The organism is Thermoanaerobaculia bacterium, from assembly GCA_018057705.1.
Lineage (GTDB): Bacteria > Acidobacteriota > Thermoanaerobaculia > Multivoradales > JAGPDF01 > JAGPDF01.
Window position 1 is genome coordinate 3,792 of sequence record JAGPDF010000079.1, and the last position, 17,788, is coordinate 21,579.

9 protein-coding genes are annotated in these 17,788 nt (G+C 69.7%); 5 read left to right on the forward strand and 4 right to left on the reverse strand.

All coding sequences use genetic code 11. The annotated features are described in order from the left end of the window. Positions 1–108: 108 nt before the first annotated feature. Positions 109–981: a hypothetical protein gene (locus KBI44_18015; GenBank protein MBP9146380.1), complete on the reverse strand. Its 873-nt coding sequence runs from the start codon at positions 979–981 to the stop codon at positions 109–111. A 120-nt stretch (positions 982–1,101) separates the two neighbouring features. Here KBI44_18015 and KBI44_18020 point away from each other — a divergent pair, with 120 nt between their 5' ends. Next, a complete protein-coding gene (locus tag KBI44_18020) occupies positions 1,102–2,982 on the forward strand; it encodes a sigma-54-dependent Fis family transcriptional regulator (GenBank protein ID MBP9146381.1) in 1,881 nt (626 codons plus the stop codon). Further along, complete coding sequence (locus tag KBI44_18025) at positions 2,979–6,962, forward strand: protein kinase (GenBank protein MBP9146382.1); 3,984 nt, start codon at positions 2,979–2,981, stop codon at positions 6,960–6,962. The genes KBI44_18020 and KBI44_18025 overlap by 4 nt, the downstream gene beginning before the upstream one ends. Before the next feature lie 56 nt (positions 6,963–7,018). Here KBI44_18025 and KBI44_18030 read toward each other — a convergent pair whose 3' ends face one another. Continuing rightward, a complete protein-coding gene (locus KBI44_18030; protein ID MBP9146383.1) occupies positions 7,019–7,624 on the reverse strand; it encodes a nucleotidyl transferase AbiEii/AbiGii toxin family protein in 606 nt (201 codons plus the stop codon). Continuing rightward, complete coding sequence (locus KBI44_18035; protein MBP9146384.1) at positions 7,621–7,857, reverse strand: hypothetical protein; 237 nt, start codon at positions 7,855–7,857, stop codon at positions 7,621–7,623. The genes KBI44_18030 and KBI44_18035 overlap by 4 nt, the downstream gene beginning before the upstream one ends. A gap of 307 nt (positions 7,858–8,164) precedes the next feature. Between KBI44_18035 and KBI44_18040 the strand changes: the two genes are divergently transcribed. The 3 genes from KBI44_18040 to KBI44_18050 all read left to right on the forward strand — a co-directional run bounded on the left by KBI44_18040 (position 8,165) and on the right by KBI44_18050 (position 17,253). Beyond that, positions 8,165–9,325, forward strand: coding sequence for a helix-turn-helix transcriptional regulator (locus KBI44_18040; GenBank protein MBP9146385.1), 1,161 nt, complete (start codon positions 8,165–8,167; stop codon positions 9,323–9,325). A 178-nt stretch (positions 9,326–9,503) separates the two neighbouring features. Beyond that, positions 9,504–10,007, forward strand: a complete 504-nt coding sequence (locus KBI44_18045; protein MBP9146386.1) for a hypothetical protein — start codon at positions 9,504–9,506, stop codon at positions 10,005–10,007. 70 nt (positions 10,008–10,077) lie between these two features. Beyond that, the gene (locus KBI44_18050) at positions 10,078–17,253 is read left to right on the forward strand and encodes a hypothetical protein (protein ID MBP9146387.1); all 7,176 of its coding nucleotides are present in this window, start codon (positions 10,078–10,080) and stop codon (positions 17,251–17,253) included. 239 nt (positions 17,254–17,492) lie between these two features. On the opposite strand, the gene KBI44_18055 is transcribed toward KBI44_18050, so the two are convergent. Continuing rightward, on the reverse strand, positions 17,493–17,788 hold a 296-nt coding region (locus KBI44_18055; protein ID MBP9146388.1), incomplete at its 5' end, for a tetratricopeptide repeat protein.

Genomic DNA, 17,788 nt, shown 5'->3' on the forward strand with positions numbered 1-17,788 from the left:
ATGGCGCTCCCGGTCCACACCCCGGACCACTAGAGGCGGAGGTTCAGCGGGCGCGACGCGGTCCAAGCCGCGTCGCGCCGCCGGACGGCCGTCCCGCTCGCGGCCTCGCTAGGAAGCTCGGATTTTCTCGGGCCAGATCTCCGGCGCTCTGCCGTCGTAGGCGGGCTTGCGGCGGGCGGCTTCGGCGAGGCGTTTCGCGTCGATCCAGATCGAGTGCACGTAGATCACCGGGACGAGGGCGAGCAGCAGGAGCGTGGCGTTCCACAGGAGGTACCAGAGCGGCGTGCCGCGCACGAGGATTTCGATCTCGTCGAAGAAGATGACCTCGCAGGCGCCGTTTCCGGAGTCGGTCCGCTCGGTGCTCGAGGCTCGCCAGAAGTCCTGCCAGTCGTCGAGTTGATAGTGGACCAGAGCGCCTCTGACCCGGATCTGGTCTCCGATGCGGATCTTCTCGAGGTCGGAACGAAGACTCTCCCGGTCCGTGATCATGTGGTTGTTCGACATCTTCGAGCCCGCGAACCGGACGCCCTCCGGATAGCGGTAGTAGCAGGTCCAGGGACCGCTTTCGAACGAGACCCTGCCGAGCTCGCCCGATTCGAGGTTGCTCCCCCACACCACACAGAGGTCCTTCGTGTCGATGGACGAGCTGTCGTGGTAGATGTCCGCGACACTCTCGATGTCGTTGTGGCTCACGACCAGGCCCCAGAGATGGTACTCGGCCACCGGCCGAACCCGAACCGTCCGGCCCTCATGGCTCATCTCGAAGGGCTCGCGCTCCGTGAAGCCCTGGAGCGGATCCTGGAGCAGCGCCGGATCGATCCCGGAGGGCTCCGGGAAGTCGCCTTTGTTCGTCCCGGCGACGAGGAGCAGCACGACGAGGGCGAGGGTGGCCCAACCGAGGGCCCGCCGACGGCCGTCCAGGGGGGCGTAGAGGGTCGCCCGGGAGGGAACCGGCGCGGCGGGATGGGGAGGAGCGGACATTCCGGGTCTTCGTTGGCCGACCCGGAGACTACAACTTCGCCCGCGAGGATGCGTCGACGTTGCCGCGAAGGGCGGTACGGCTATCCTCCCGGCTGGCGCCTCGTTAGACTTCCTGCAGCGATGACTCTCGAATCGACGGACAGGATCCCGGTCTCCGGGGTGGCGCAGCGTCAGCTCGAGAGCCTTCGCGGCCTGCTGCGGCGCGATTTCCTCACGGGCGCGGACTGGGTGCGGGCGCTTTCGGAGACCGCCCAGATGGCGCGGGAGGCGCTCGGCGCGCACACCGCCCTCGTCGCCCTGCACGACCCCCTGGCCACCGAGACCTCCGCCTGGACGGCGCGCACCCACGACGGGGAGGCGGTCGCCGGCGAGACGATCCGCCTGGTCGCTTCGCTCTCCGTGCTCGAGCGCGTGCGGGCCACGGGCGAGGCGGCACTTTCGCTCGAAGAGTTGCCCCACCTGCTGCGATCGAAGAGCGCCACCGCGCACGACCTGCGCAGTGTCCTCGCGGTGCCGATCTGGTTCTGGGGCGGCGAGGCCCGGGCTCACCCCGTTTCCGGACCGGATGCCGGCCCCGATGCCCCCCCCGATGCCGGCCCCGGGCCCCCCGAACGCCGCTTCGGAGGCTGCCTGTACGCTGACCGGCGGGGAAGCGACCGGCCTTTCGACGCCGCCGACGTCGAGCTGGTGCGCGATCTCGCGGCGGTCGCCGAGCGCAACCTCTCGCTCCTTCGGCAGCTCGGGCAGGTCGAGCGCAAGCTCTCGCGGGCGGAAGGCGAAGTCGAGCTCGTGCGCGGCGCCGCGGCCGAGGCCTACCGCCTGGGGCACTACGAGTCGCGCGATCCCGGTTTCACCGCCGAAGTGCTCGAGCCTCTGCGGCGCGCCGCCCGCGCCGGCAAGGTCGGGGTGTTGCTGCTCGGACCGACCGGCACGGGCAAGACTCACCTCGCGCGCGCCTTTCACTACGAGTCGACGCGCGGTTGCGGGCCGTTCGTGGTGCTCGACTGCGGGCAGGTGACCTCCGCCGAGGGCCTCGGGGCGGAGCTCTTCGGCTTCGCGAAGAAGTCCGGCTTCTCGGCGCCGGCCGAAGGGCGCCTCGGCAAAGCCGAGCTCGCCGACGGCGGCACGCTCTTGCTCGACGAGATCGGAGCCCTGCCGATCGAGCTTCAGCAGCGCCTCCTGCGGCTCATCCAGACCGGGCGTTTCTCGCCGCTCGGCTCGTCGGAAGAGCGCCAGGTCGACGTGCAGGTGGTCGCGGCAGCGAATCAGGATCTGGACGAGCTCATCCGGCTGGGACGTTTCCGGGAGGATCTCTACTGGCGCCTGGCCGAGATCAGCGTCCGGGTGCCGACGCTCGACCGCCGCCGGGCCGACATCCGCGGTTTCGCCGACCTCTTCCTGCGCGCCGCCCGGCAGCGCTTTGCGCGGCCCGAGATCGGCGGCTTCGCCGAAGAGTCGTACTCCGCCCTCATCGATCACGACTGGTCGGTCGCCGGAAACCTCCGCGGGCTGGAGCACGCGGTGAATCGTTCGGTCCTGCTCGCCCCGGCGGGGACGACCCGGCTGGCGTGCTCGATGCTCATGTTCGAGCCGCTGCGGCGCCCGCCCGCGTCTGCGGACGGCGCGCCAGCCGGCGGCGCGGAGGAGAGCCCGGCCTCGGCCCTCGCGGCGCTCCTGCGGCGCAAGATCGTCGAGCATCGTGCGGTCGTCGCGCGGATCGCCGAAGACCCGGAGGTTCTGCGGGCGTTCGCCGTCCAGGGCGCCACGGTCCCGGCCTCGACGCTGCGCCTGCGTCTGCGCCAGCTGGGCCTGGACGGCGAGCTCGAAGCGGTGCGCGAGGACGACAAAGTCGACATCACCGCGGTGCGCCGTGCGCTCCTGCGCCACGGCTCGGCCGAAGAGGCGGCACGCGTGCTCGGCATCTCGCGCGACAGCCTGCAGTGGGTTCTTCGGCGTGCCGGCCTCACGGTGCGCAAGGTGATTGCCGAGGGTCGGATTTGATTCGAGCCCGGCTCGCGCTCCCGCTGGTGCTGGCCTGGGCTCTGCTCGTCGCAGCGGGCGGGTGGGCGCTCGACCCGCAGCGTCTCCTGTCTCAATATCGCTCCCAGGTCTGGGGAACGGCCGAGGGGCTGCCTTCGATGTCGATCGCCGTCATCGCCCAGACACCGGACGGCTATCTCTGGGTCGGAACGACCGAGGGCCTCGCACGCTTCGACGGCAGCCGATTCGTCGTCTTCGATCGTTCGAATACTCCCGCCTTCAAGCTCAACGAGATTCGCTCTCTGTTCGTCGACCGGCGCGGTGCCCTCTGGGTAGGTTTCGCGGGCTCGGGACTGGTCAAGTTCGAAGACGGCGCCTTCGTCGAAGTCGACTCGATGGAGAGGTCCGTTCATTGGATCGGCGAGGATGCACGAGGCTTGTGGGTTGCCGGCCTGGGTGGATTGTGGAGGCGCAACGGTGACGCCAAGGACGTCATGGTGCTCGGCGTCGAAAAGCCCAGTGTGTCGTCAGCGACGTTCGATGGCAAGGGCGCGATCTGGCTCCGGATGACCGACGGCAGGGTGATGACGGAACGGACCCCAGGCGCCTTCGAGACGGTGAACAGGCCCGGGCGCGCCGACCAGGGTGAGCCTTCGAAGATCTGGCTCAACGCCGAAGGAGAGGTTTCGACCTTCACTTCCCTGATCGGATGGACCTGGCGGAGCGGGCACTGGGAGCGACAGCCGCTGCAGTTGCCAACCGGGGTAGGAGCGGGGGGAAACGTCCTGGTCGACTCGGATCGCGTCAGCTGGATCGGACTGTATCCGTCCGGTGGCACCGCCCGGGCCAAGGGTGACCGGGTGGAGGTTTTCGCGCCGCAGCACCCGGCGGCTCTCGGACGGTTCGGTCCCATGTTGGAGGATAGTGAAGGCAATCTCTGGCTGGGTAGCTGGACGCACGGGCTGATGCGCCTCTCGGACGGGCCGATGGCGTCCTGGTCAACCTCAGAGGGGCTTTCGAGTGATGGCGCCCGTACCCTGCTCGAGGGCGACGACGGCACGATCTGGGTGGGGACGACCGATGGGTTGAACCGGATCTCGGGGACCGGGGTGAGCTGGTTTCGACAGCCACAACCGCCCGCCGCCCAGCGAGCGTACAACTGGTTCTATGCGATTGCGACGGACGGCCAAGGTGGACTGATGCTGGGGACGCACGCCGGCCTCGCGCGATGGAGCGATGGCAGAATCCGGAAGAGTCCCCATCTCCGCAATATGCCCGGCGTCGGAGTGTTCTCGCTCCTCCGCGCGAGGGATGGCGCTATCTGGGCCGGCGCGGCGCTCGACTCGACGACGCAGGCGCCGCTCTACCGGTTCGTCGGTGACCGCTCCTCCGGCTTCTGGTTCGACACCGTCATCGTTTTCGCGTTGCTCGAGGACCAGCGCGGGAGCATCTGGGCGGCGGCGAAGGGCGGGCTGTTCGAAGTCAAGGTCGACGGTTCGGTCGTGCGCCATTCGACGCCGGTCGAGCCGCTTCACCAACTCTTCATGAGCGCCACCGAGGACTCGCGCGGCGACCTCTGGTTCGGGACTCTCGAGGGTGGCATCGTGCGGTACCACGACGGTGAGTTCCGCCTGCTGCGCAGGCAGGACGGCCTCTTCGACGATACCGCCTGGGCGATCGTCGATGACGGTCTCGGGTACCTGTGGGTCTCGTGCGCGCGCGGTCTCTATCGCATGGCGCATACCGATCTCGACGCCTATTTCGCCGGCGTGGCTCCGAAGGTGCGCTATCGCCGGTTCGGTGTCGAGGACGGTCTCGCCTCGGCGACCTTCGAGGGTGGCAACGGCAATGCCGGAATCCGGGCAAGCGACGGCAGACTCTGGTTCGCTTCCATGAAGGGTGCCGTCGTCGTTGATCCCGCGATCATCGAACCGGTTCCCCGCCCGACCGCTCGTATCGAAGAAGTCCGCATCGACGGGGAACGCGTCGGTCTCGAGCGGCCGATCGCTTTGCGCCCGGGCGCCTATCGTCTCGAGCTCAACTACACCGGGTTTCACTTTCGCGCGCCCAACCGGCTCCGATTTCGCTATCGCCTCGGTGGCGTCGACCGTGACTGGATCGACGCCGGCTCGCGTCGCCTCGCCGAATACCCCGCGGTGCCCGCGGGCGCGCACCTTTTTACAGTCGAGGCCTCACTCGACGGCGAAAACTGGGGCGCCGCAGCGAGTCTCCCGGTCTCGATCGCGACACCCCACTGGCGGCGTCCCTGGTTCTTCGGGGTCATGGCGCTCGCGCTCGTGGCGGTCGGGCTCGCCGTTCAGCGCACCCGAGTGAGCCAGCTCCGACGCCGGGCTATGGAGCTCGAGGGCATGGTCGATTTCAGCCGCAGCGTAGCCGGGGTGCTCGAGCCGGAAGAGATCGGCCGCCAGCTCGAGCGCGCTCTCGTCGCGCGTTGGGGGGAGGCGCCGCGGCTGGTCCTCGCGGCGCGCGAGGGGCGGGCGGTCCAGCGCATCGCGGCGCGGCTCGACACGGAGCTCGAGCTCGACCCGGAGGGCACGGCGGAGCTCTTCGCCGACTGGCGGCGGCCGCTGCGTCTCGCGGAGGCGATGATGGACGCGGCGAACGCCGCGGGTCCGCTGGGCGCGCTCTATCGCGCGGGCCTCCTGCTCGCAGTCCCGCTGGTCTCGGGAGAGACCGCGTTCGGCCTTCTGGCGGTCGGGGGCGAGCGCGCCCGCCACGGGCGGGAAGAGGATCTCGCGCAGCTCTCGGCGCTCGCCGCGCAGGCGGCGATGGCGCTCGAGGGCGCCTGGCAGGCGCAGGAGGCGACGCGCTGGCGGCACGTCTCGGAGGCCCGCGGCGAGTGGCTTCAGCTCGACCTCCCGGCGCGGCTGGTCTTCGCGACCGTGGCGCGCCACGGCTACGCCGGCACGGTGACGGACAGCGAAGTGCGCCAGGCCCTGGAGTCGGTCTTCAGCGTGTCGCCGGGCACGACGGCGCGCATCGACGCGGCGATCGCCCGGCTGGTGGCCGAGCGCATCCTGTCGCGCGGCGCGCCCGCGGGCGAGGCCTCGACGGAATTGCGGGTGGAGCGGGATCAATGGCTGCTGCTGCCCGAGATTCGCCTGCCTCTGGCCGAGATCGTCCGTCAGTCGGCGCAGAAGATCGGCGCCTACCAGCTCATCGAGCGCATCGGCGCCGGCGGCATGGGCGAGGTCTATCGCGCCGTGAACGTGCACGACGGCACCCCCGCCGCGGTGAAGATCCTCTTTCCCGAGCAGACCGCCGATCCGACGGCGCGCAAGCGTCTGGAAGGGGAGGGCGAGATCGTCGCGGCGATTCAGCATCCGGGCATCGTCCGGCTGCTCGAGCGCGGTGAGCACGGCGGGCGGCTCTATCTCGCGATGGAGCTGCTGCCGGGCGACACGCTGGCGCAGCGCCTGACCCGGCGCAAGCTCTCGGAGCGCCGGGCGCTGCAGATGGGCGCCCAGATCGCGTCGGCACTGGCCGCGCTGCACATGCACGGGGTGATCCACCGCGACGTCACCGCGGGCAACATCATGTGTCTGCCCGACGGCCGCTTCGTTCTGCTCGATTTCGGCCTGGCGCGCGGCGCGGCGCGCACGACGCTCACCGAGGCGGCGACGATGGTCGGCACGCTGCCGTACATGGCGCCCGAGATCCTGCGCTCGGAGTCGGTGGACGAAGCGAGCGACCTCTGGTCACTGGGCGTCGTGCTCTTCGAAGCGCTCATCGGCCACCTGCCCTGGGGCGAGGGACAGCCGACGCTGCAGATGGCGCTCGCCATCGCCCGCCTCGACACCTCGCCGGAGGTGCTCGCCAGCGCGCCCCTGCGCACCGGCGTCGCGGCGCTGCTCGCCGAGCTCTTGCACCCGGACGCGCGCCGCAGGATGCGCGACGCCGCCGCGGTCGCCGCCCGGCTCGAAGCGCTCGCCGCCGACGCCAACGCCGCGAGCGGCGAAGTCGCGCTGCACATCGGCTGAGGCTCGACCGTCCTCGCGGACGGCCTCCGTGGGTCAGCGGTAGAGAGGCGACCGCCTCAGGGTGCCGCGGTCCGGCGCTGGATCCAGGCGTCTAGGTCGCCCTCTAGATCCCGGCCACGGTGGAATCCGCGCTCGACGATCGCTCGCACGGCGGTGCGCGCCCTTTCGAGCTCCCGGGCGTCGCAAGCCTCCACGAGGACGCGGAGGTCGTCCAAATCAGCCGGACGACGCTGCTGATCATGCGAAAGGAGCTTCATCGCGACCAGGTGTCCTGTCCGCGCGACCGGTAGATCGAGGTCGCGCGCCAGCCGCATGCGTTCAGCGGCCGCTGCAATCTCGACCTCGACTCCGCAGGCCGCGAACAGGAGGTCGACGAGGAGAGAGTTCGTCGCCGCACCCGGGGGGAGCATTCGGACGGTGCCAATTCTGCCCCTCTGCTCCTGTTCCAGGAGGGTATCGAGCTCGTAGTCGCGCTTTCGCAGCGCTGCAACGACCCGCTCCGCACTGTGATCGGAGTCGACCGCGACGGCCAAGTCGATGTCCTGGGTGAATCGGGGTCGGGCGCGAGCACCGACAGCGAGGCCGCCCACCAGGGCCCACGGATCTCCGATCTGATCGAGATCGACGGCGACCCGGGCGAGCAGACGGAGGATATGGCTCACGCCGCGGTGGCAGAGCTCGGACGGGTCGAGGGTCGCCCGGCATCCCCGCGCGGAGCGCGCAGCCATGCCGCCTGGAGAGCGTCGATCTCTGCATCGGTCGCCTCCGGATGCTCACGTCGAAGGCGCCACCAGTGAATCTCGAGGCCGGCTTCGACGAGGTCGAGCGCAACCCGCAGACGGGTCTCTGCCGACTTCGTGTCCGTGCCAGCGGAAAGGTCGGAAGCAGAGGTCACCGAGGGGATTCTAGCGCCACAGTCCGCTGACAGGAGCAGACAGCTCGAAGCCAGGACGTGAACGCCGTAGAGGTGCGTTTCGAGCGGAGTCGGTGGCAAGCGCGAGGACGCTCGATCCTTCTCGACGACGCGGCGAGGAAGATGCCGCCCCTGCCCCGGAGCGATCTGTGCTGCGCGCACACGTGTGTGTGGCAGACACGCATTTGCCACCCCAGAATCTGCCAGTAGAGGTTGCTAAGTCTCATATTTGCAACGGTTGGTCTCGCTTCTCGAGCTGGCTCAGGTTGTGCTCATGGTGCAGTCAGCCATGCGAAAGATCTATCTGACGAAGCGACCAGACGAGCCGGGTGCGGACGGGCGGGGAGCGCTGGCGGCGCTCGACGCGGCGGAGCAGTCGGCCGCGACGGCAATCGCGGCCTCGGTGCCGCGCTCGCTCGAGCTCGCCGACTGGATCTACTCCGCCGGCCTCGAAGCCCGCGGCTGGCACGAAGTGACGCGCGTCCTGGCCTCGGCGTTGGGCGCCAGGCGCTGCTGGCTGCTCGCCACCGAGACCGGCCGTTCGCGGATCGTCGCAGCGAGCGACCTCCCGGTTCCGGGAGGGGGCTACGGAATAACGGCTGGGGGGGTTGGCGGGGCTGGTTCGCCTGGCTCGGCCGGCGGAGCTGGCTCGGGAGCCCCTGCGACCTCCGAATGGGCCGGCGATCCACCGGGCGACGCCGCAGTGGATCTCGGCGGCGACGAAGGGTTGCGGCTGGTCTTCGAACGCGCTCCGTTCGGTCCCGAAGAGCGCGACTTCGTGCGCATGCTCGGACGGCACATCGTGCGTTCGCGGGTTCTCGCCCGGGCGCTGGCGCGGGCCGAAGCGCGCGGCCACCTCGCCTCCGCAGCGCTCGACCGGATGGCGATGGGCGTGGTGATCCTCGACGGCGAAGGCCGCGTCGCGCATCTCAATCCGGCGGCGCGCCGCCGGCTCGGGTCGGAGTGCGGCGTCACGTTGCTCGTCGACCGCCTGGAGTTCGCCGACCCGGAGCTCGAGAAGCGGCTGCGCGTGCTGCGCGAGCGCCAGCACGAGACCGGGACCGAACCCCGCCGCCTCGCCTCGGAGCTCCTGCGCGCCCCGCGCAACGCCGAGCGCCCGCCGCTCGACATTCTCGCCGTGTCGCTCGACGGCCTCGACCTCGCCCAGGGCGGCGCCGCGATGGCGCTCTTCCTCTCCGACGCCGACCACGCCTCGGAGACCCCGGCCTCGGTCCTCCAGCGGCTCTACGGCCTCACCGCTGCCGAATCGCGAGTCGCCGGCGAAGTCCTCCGCGGCAGCGGCATCGACGAAGCCGCGACTCACCTCGGCCTCAAACGCGAAACCGTCCGCACCCACCTCAAACACGTCTTCGCCAAAGTCGGCACCACCCGCCAGGCCGACCTCGTCCGCCTCCTCCTCACCGGAGCGGCGGGGGTGCGGTGGGAGTAACGAACATCCCGTCATCCTCTTGCCGCCTGCCGGATCTCACCCGATCGGGGGACGACAGCCACAGGACTGGCGTTCTAGCCTGCAGACCGAAAGTTCTCGACAGTTGGATCTTCAAGGATCGGATCGTAAGAGGTGCGGCGCTTTGCGCTCCGCGCGCTTACGCAAACGGGAGGTAGGCATGAGCCTTCGACGTTGGGCAGTGGCGATGGGACTCTTCACCTTGGGGTGGGTCGCTGCAGCGAGCGCCGCGGCCCCGCCAGGGTCGGCGCTGGAACGTCTGGAGACAATCGATCCGCGACTCGTCGCGACCCTCGACCCGGTCGTTCGCGCCGGCTTGGCCCGGATCTCTCCCGAACAGGAGGAGGCAATTCGCTCCGGCGCCGCGTTGTCTTCGATCACGATGCTCGATGGCGGGAATCTCCTCGCTTTCCTGCAGCAAGAATTCGGTCTCGGAGCTCTCTCGATTCCCTTCTTCTCCATCGACGGTGGCGGCGGTGCGGGATCCGGATCCGGAGGCCGCTTCCGCCTGCAAGGGGCGATCGGTCAGCCGGACTCCGGAGTGGGCAGCGCCGGAGCGATCGAGCTGCACGGCGGGTTCTGGCCGGCGGATCGGGTGAACGTCTTCCGCGGCGACTTCGAGACCGGAAATGCCTCCTACTGGAGTGCGACGGTTGCCAACTAGAGAGCTGCTACTTCCGGCACTGCCCAGCAGCGTCCGGTTTCAGATACTCAACGACTTCAGGAGGTCGCAGATGACGATCGTTCGACGGTTGCGGGCTGGCGGAGCGACGGCGGCAGCGAAGACGCTCTTGACGGTGGTGCTCTGGATGCTGGCGGCCGGAGCTGCGATCGCACAAGGGACCTCGTTCACCTATCAGGGACAGATGTACGACGGTGGAGCGCCGGCGAACGGCGACTATGACTTCGAGTTCGAGGCCTTCGTCGACGCCGGCGGGACGACGTCGATCGGCGTTCTCTCGACGCACGCCGCGGTCCCGGTGGTCGAAGGGCGCTTCACGGTGATCGTCGATTTCGGCGCCGATGTTTTCGACGGGCCCTCGCGCTGGATCGAGATTCGCGTCCGCCCCACCGGCAACCCGACCTACGTCACGATCACTCCGCTGCAGGAGGTGACCGCGACGCCCTACGCCATCAACGCGGACAAGATCGACGGTTTCGACGCGATCGACCTGCAAGGCGCCGAAGGTCCTCCGGGACCAGAGGGGCCGCCGGGACCGACAGGGGCAACGGGTCCCGCGGGCGCGCCGGGAGCGGCCGGCCGCACGGTGCTCAATGGTCTGGGCATTCCGGCGATCGGGGTCGGCGTCGACGGTGACTTCTACATCGATCTCAACACCGACTCGATCTGGGGCCCGAAGGGATTCTTCGTCGCCGGCAGCTGGGCGAGCACCGGCCCGGTGAGCCTGGTCGGCCCGCAGGGCGTCGCCGGGCCGCAGGGTGTCCAGGGCGTGCCCGGTGCGACGGGGGCGCAGGGACCGGCCGGCGCGGTCGGTCCTGCCGGTGCCACGGGAGCCACCGGTACGACCGGAGCCGCGGGTGCGGCAGGCCCCGCCGGTGCGGCCGGCAAGTCGGTGTTGAACGGCACGATCCCGCCCGGGGACGGATTCGGCAGCGACGGCGACTTCTACCTCGACACTGTCGCGGACGCGATCTACGGCCCGAAGGGCAGCGTGCTGGCAGGCTCGTGGTCGGGAACCGGACCCACTCCTCTGGTAGGGCCGCAGGGCCCCCAGGGAGTCGCCGGCCCGACGGGTCCGCAAGGCCCGATCGGCCCGGATGGCGCGCCTGGCGCGACCGGAGCCACTGGTGCGACTGGCGCAACCGGCGCGACGGGCGCGCAGGGAATTCAGGGTCCGATCGGTCCGGGTGGACCCATCGGTCCCGCTGGCGCGGATGGCCTCGACGGGCGGACGATTCTCAGCGGTCTCACCGATCCGAACAACGGCATCGGCGTCGACGGCGACTTCTATCTCAACACCATCGATTCGGAGCTCTGGGGCCCGAAGACGCTGGGCGGCTGGCTCGGGACGGGCCCGGTCGCCCTCATCGGACCGATTGGGGCGACGGGCCCCGCTGGCGCCACCGGCGCGACGGGCGCGACTGGCGCCACCGGTTCCACCGGACCGCAAGGTCCGATCGGTCCTACGGGTCCTCAGGGTTCCACCGGACCGCAGGGTTCGACCGGCCCGCAAGGTCCGACGGGCCTCACCGGAGCGACCGGAGCGCAGGGTCCGATCGGCCCCATCGGGCTCACCGGTCCCATCGGAGCCAGCGGGCCGTCAGGTGCCGACGGCACCGACGGTATCGACGGCGTCGATGGCCGGACGATCTGGAGCGGCCTCACCGATCCGAACAACGGCGTCGGTGTCGATGGCGACTTCTTCATCAACGCTCTCGACTCCGAGCTCTGGGGACCCAAGGCGGGAGGCGATTGGGGCGGCACGGGTCCCGTAGCGATGGTGGGTCCGATCGGGGCGACGGGCCCCGCGGGTGCGACGGGCGCCACCGGTTCGACCGGACCGCAGGGTCCGATCGGCCCGGCGGGTGCCCAGGGACCGACCGGGCCGGGCGGCCCGACCGGTCCGGCGGGGCCGACCGGACTGACCGGCCCCCAGGGACCGATCGGTGCGACCGGTGCCCAGGGTCCGATCGGATTGACCGGAGCCACGGGGGCGACTGGCGCCACTGGAGCCATCGGCCCGCAGGGCCCGCTGGGTCCCATGGGGCCGCAGGGGTCGACCGGTCTGCAGGGACCGATCGGTCCGATCGGGCCTCAGGGGCCGGCGGGAGTCGACGGCCTCGACGGCGCGGACGGCCTCGACGGCCGCACGATTCTTTCGGGTCTCGGTGTTCCGGGTCCGCTGGATGGCGAGGACGGGGACTACTTCATCGACTACACGGCGAATGTCCTCTACGGTCCGAAGAGTGGCGGGCTCTGGCCCGTTGGCGACTCTCTTGTGGGGCCTCCAGGCGCGGATGGTGTCGACGGCAATGACGGTGCGACCGGACCTCAGGGTCCGGCCGGGCCCATCGGCCCCGGGGGCCCCGGGGGGCCCATCGGACCGATCGGGCCGCAAGGTCCCGCAGGTCCTGCCAGTCCCTGGGAGCTGGGAACCGGTTTCGTCTTCGAGGACGACGGCAACGTCGGGATCGGGCCGCGCAACTGGGTGCTCGAGCAGCCCACCTTCGACCTGGAAGTCGCAGGCGACGCCAACGTCGATCTCGGCTCGTTCTCGGTCGGTTCCGCCGGCAGCGCGACGGACCGCGACTGGGTTCTGTCTCCACCCACGGCGACGGTCGAAGTCGACGGCACGCTGTTGGTCACCGGTGCGGATGCCGGTGAAGGTGTCGTCACCGCGGACGCGTTCGTGGGCAACGGCAGCCTGCTCGCCGACCTCGACGGCGACGAGATCACCTCGGGCATCGTCCTCGAGCCGCGGATCGATCCGTTGATCGCTCGCGTGGCGGATGTCGACGGCGATTTCGTCAACGAGACCGGTGACGCCATGACGGGGAACCTCACCGTCGGCGGTTCGATCTCGCTCGACGCCGGTACCGGTGCGGTGGCGGCAGCGACGTTTGCGGGCGACGGCAGCGACTTGACCAACCTCGATGGCGGTGCGGTCACCACGGGCATCGTGCTCGAACCCCGGATCGACCCGGCGATCGCCCGCGTCGCGGACGCCGACGGCGACTACGTCAACGTCACCGGCGACACGATGTCCGGAAATCTCGCGGTCGGTGGCGCGATCAGTCTCGACGCCGGTACCGGCGGCGTGGCAGCTTCGACCTTCACCGGCAGCGGCGCCGGGCTGAGCAGCCTGCCGGCGGCGAATCTGGTGGGCGGTCCGGTTCCGGATGGGGTGATCGACAGCCTGGTCACGCGCGACGGCGAGGTCTTCGGTCTGGTGCTCGCTACCGACGGCAGCGGCAGCCTCCTCGATGCCGACCTGCTCGATGGGATCGATTCCGCCGCCTTCCTCGGGGCGGATACCGCACTCGACGCGCGGCTGGATGCCCTCGAAGGGGCCTCCCGCTTCTACGTCGATCCGGCGACGGGAGCTCCCGCCGGCCCCACCTACGACACGATCGCGAACGCACTCGTGGCGGCGGGAGCCGCGGCGACCGGCAGCAGCCAGGTCGTGGTCATGGTCAAGGGTGGGACCTACAACGAGAATCTCGTCATCCCAGACTACGTCCATGTGGTGGCCGAGAGCGGCAACCTCAACTATTCGACGGTGCTTCAGGGTTCGGTGACGTATAGCGGCAGCGGCCGGGCGTCGCTGGCGAACTTCTACATCACGACGGGTAACGTCGGCGGCCTGGTCAATGTTTCGGGCAGCGGAACGCTCGAGATCTTCAGCACGTCGATCGACAATACGGCAGTCGGTCCTGTGGCGACGGTAGCGACCGGCCGGCTGATCGTCAACGACGGGGTGATCCGGTCGACGGCGGGAACGGGCGGGGCGGCGACCGTGGTGGTCACGAGCGGCCAGTTCCAGTCGTACCGCACCAACCTGACGGAAGCGGTCGGCGGGCGCGCCCTGTCGGCGTCGTCCGGCAGCGCGAGCGTTTTCGGACCGGCGACGGTGACCGGTCAGATCGACTACAGCGGCACCGCGACGGGTACGGTTTCCCAGGTCAACGTGGTCCACATGGCAGCGTCGCCGGTCGTCACGACGTCGACGAATCCCAACGGCATCACGCTGACGCTCTCGGGCCTGATCACCGGCGCGACGCCGGCGGTGAACAACGCTGTCGGCAGCGTCGTCGTGCACGCGATGCTCGGCTTCCTGCCGGCCTATGCCGGCACGACGTTCGGCTCGCCGGGTACGGCTTTCGTGGCGCCCGGCGGCCCGGCCTCGTTCCGGGGCGATGTGGCGGTGTCGAGCAACGTGACGGTTGGGGGGAACCTGACCGTCGCGGGGACCTTCAGCGCTTCGGGCATCGATGCCGACACGCTGGACACGCTGGATTCGGCGCAGTTCCTGCGCTCGGACCAGAGCGACTCGATGACGGGCACCCTCACCGCCACCGCCTTCTCGGGTGACGGCGCGGCCCTGACCAATGTCGATGCCGAGACGGTCGATGGTGTCGATTCGACTCAGATCGTCCAGACGTCGGGCAACTGGACGATGACCGGCACCCTGCAGTCGGCCGGCTTCATCGGCGACGGCTCGGCGTTGACCGGGGTCGCAGCAGCGAACTCGGATCTGCTCGACAGCCTGGACAGCACACAGTTCCTGCGCTCCGACCAGAGCGCGACCTTGACGGGCACGCTCACCGCGACGGCGTTCTCTGGCGACGGCGCCGCGTTGACGAATCTCAACGGCGATGCGATCGCAACCGGGACGGTCGATCCGACGGTGATCGACCCCCTGATGGCGACCGACGCCGAGGTTCTCGCGGCTTCGTCGGCCCTGCAGATCCAGATCGACGCCCTGGAGAGTGGCGCCCAGTTCGTCGTCGATCCGACGCTGGGATCGGATGCACCTCCGTTCTTCGCATCGATCGGCTCGGCGATCGCGGCGGCGCAGGCGTTCGTTACAGCGGAGTCGCTGCCGGCAACGGTGGTGGTCAAGGCCGGCACCTACGGCGAGGACTTGATCCTTACCGACTCGGTCCATGTGGTGGCCGAGAGTGGCAACCTCAACTATTCGACGGTGCTTCAGGGTTCGGTGACGTATAGCGGCAGCGGCCGGGCGTCGCTGGCGAACTTCTACATCACGACGGGTAACGTCGGCGGCCTGGTCAATGTTTCGGGCAGCGGAACGCTCGAGATCTTCAGCACGTCGATCGACAATACGGCAGTCGGTCCTGTGGCGACGGTAGCGACCGGCCGGCTGATCGTCAACGACGGGGTGATCCGGTCGACGGCGGGAACGGGCGGGGCGGCGACCGTGGTGGTCACGAGCGGCCAGTTCCAGTCGTACCGCACCAACCTGACGGAAGCGGTCGGCGGGCGCGCCCTGTCGGCGTCGTCCGGCAGCGCGAGCGTTTTCGGACCGGCGACGGTGACCGGTCAGATCGACTACAGCGGCACCGCGACGGGTACGGTTTCCCAGGTCAACGTGGTCCACATGGCAGCGTCGCCGGTCGTCACGACGTCGACGAATCCCAACGGCATCACGCTGACGCTCTCGGGCCTGATCACCGGCGCGACGCCGGCGGTGAACAACGCTGTCGGCAGCGTCGTCGTGCACGCGATGCTCGGCTTCCTGCCGGCCTATGCCGGCACGACGTTCGGCTCGCCGGGTACGGCTTTCGTGGCGCCCGGCGGCCCGGCCTCGTTCCGGGGCGATGTGGCGGTGTCGAGCAACGTGACGGTTGGGGGGAACCTGACCGTCGCGGGGACCTTCAGCGCTTCGGGCATCGATGCCGACATGCTGGACACGCTGGATTCGGCGCAGTTCCTGCGCTCGGACCAGAGCGACTCGATGACGGGTACCCTCACCGCCACCGCCTTCTCGGGTGACGGCGCGGCCCTGGCCAATGTCGATGCGCAGACGATCGGCGGCATTCTGCCGGCGGATCTGGTGCGAACCAGCGGGAACCATGTGATGGCCGGTACGCTGACCTCCGCCGGCTTCATCGGCAACGGCGCCGCATTGACGAATCTGAACGGCGATGCGATCGCGACCGGGACGGTCGATCCGGCCGTGATCGACCCCCTGATGGCGACGGACGCCGAGGTCCTCGCGGCCTCGTCGGCCTTGCAGACGCAGATCGACGCTCTGGAAGGGGCGACGGAGTTCACCGTCAACTCCGCGATGAGCGCCCTCGACATCCAGAATGTGCTGACCGCGGCGGGTGCATCGCCGCCTTCGGCGGTGTTCTTCAAGAGCGGCAGCTACGCGGTCGATCTGACGATCCCGAGCGGTGTCGATCTGGTCGCCGAGAGCGGCTTCCTGTCGTACTCGACGACGCTGTCGGGCGCGCTCAGCTACAGCGGCGCCGGCCGGGCCGCGGTGATCGGTTTCCAGATCGGCGGCAGCGGTTCGCCCCGGATCCAGGTTTCGGGTGCCGGCACTCTGGAGGTCTTCCAGAGCTCGGTCGCTCGTGGTGACGCGGGTGCCGTGGCGACGGTGACGGGCAGTGCGCAGCTGATCTTCAACGACAGCGTGCTGACCGCTTCCGGCGGCGTGGGTGGTGTAGCCGTGGCGACTGCGGACATGACCAGCCGTTTCTCGGCCTACCGCACGAATCTGCGCGCCATCGGTGCCGGTCGCGCGGCACTCGCCAGCGGCGATGCCCGGCTCTGGCTCTTCGGGCCGACGTCGGTCGACGGCTACGTCGAGATTCAGAACACGGCCTCTGCGTCCATCTCGGAGGTGACGATCAACAGCGCGGCGACGTCGCCGGTGGTGACGTCGTCGACCGACGCGGTGACCCTGACGCTGGTGGGGCTCAACACGGGAGCGGCGTTCGGCGTCGCGAACGGGCCGGGAAGTCCGGTGGCCTACTCGATGCTGGGCTTCCCGCCGGCCTTCGCTGGTGCGGCGATCCAGGTCCCGGCGGCGAGCGCATTGCTTCCCGGCGGTCCGGCGAGTTTCGTGGGCAGCGTGACCGCAAGTCAGAACCTGGTGGCCGGGGGGGATCTGCAGTCCGGCGCCGGACAGGCGTTCAAGCTGCGCTCGGGCAAGACGGCGACCATTTCCAACCCCGGCGTCGCGCCGGCGGGGTCGATCCTCCAGACCATCAACTTCGGCTACGCCTTCGCGGCCGAGCCGGTGGTGCAGGTCACGCTCCAGGACGTGGGGGGCAGCCTGCCGAGTGGCGTGACGCTGCTCGACATGACGATCGAGAACGTGACCACGAGCACCTTCGATGTGCGCCTCCGCAACAACGGCGGAGCGTCGACTTCAGCCGTCGAAGTGCGGGTGAACTGGACGGCGATCGGAAACTAGCAGGCCCGGCAGGCGCAACTTCAGTCTCGGCAGCCGGCCTCTCCTCGACAGGGGAGAGGCCGGCTCATTTTCTGCCTGCTTCTCTGGACGACAGGCGAGACACCCCTGGCCACTGCGACGGTGCTGCCGGCCAGCCCTCTCACCGGCAATTGGCGGTAGGTGGCGACGTCGAAATCATCGCCGCATGTCTGGATTTCCGGATCGTCGTGCCGGAAGTCTTCAGGCGCAGGTGAGGCGGCTCAGGGTGCCGGAGAGCGTGCGGCGGGGGACCAGGCCTGCCACTGGTCGGCCTCGGCCGGCCGGCCGGCGGTGCGCAGCAGGGGCACCAGGCGGTCGTAGCCGGCGCTCTCCCGCGGCGCCCAGGCGATGGCGGTGCGGAAGGCGGCCTCGGCGGCAGCAGTGTCACCGCGGCGCGCGGCGACATCGCCCACGGTGAGCCAGGCGAGCACCTGGTTCGGACGCAGCGCCAGCGCCGCGCGCGCCTGCCCTTCGGCGGCGGCGAGGTCGCCCCGGCGCAGGTGCAAACGGGCGAGAT

Excerpts from the sequence above, each read along its gene's own strand:
- KBI44_18015 (MBP9146380.1), bottom strand. The coding sequence starts at position 981 with ATGTCCGCTCCTCCCCATCCCGCCGCGCCGGTTCCCTCCCGGGCGACC.
- KBI44_18020 (MBP9146381.1), top strand. The coding sequence starts at position 1,102 with ATGACTCTCGAATCGACGGACAGGATCCCGGTCTCCGGGGTGGCGCAG.
- KBI44_18040 (MBP9146385.1), top strand. The coding sequence starts at position 8,165 with ATGCGAAAGATCTATCTGACGAAGCGACCAGACGAGCCGGGTGCGGAC.
- KBI44_18045 (MBP9146386.1), top strand. The coding sequence starts at position 9,504 with ATGAGCCTTCGACGTTGGGCAGTGGCGATGGGACTCTTCACCTTGGGG.
- KBI44_18050 (MBP9146387.1), top strand. The coding sequence starts at position 10,078 with ATGACGATCGTTCGACGGTTGCGGGCTGGCGGAGCGACGGCGGCAGCG.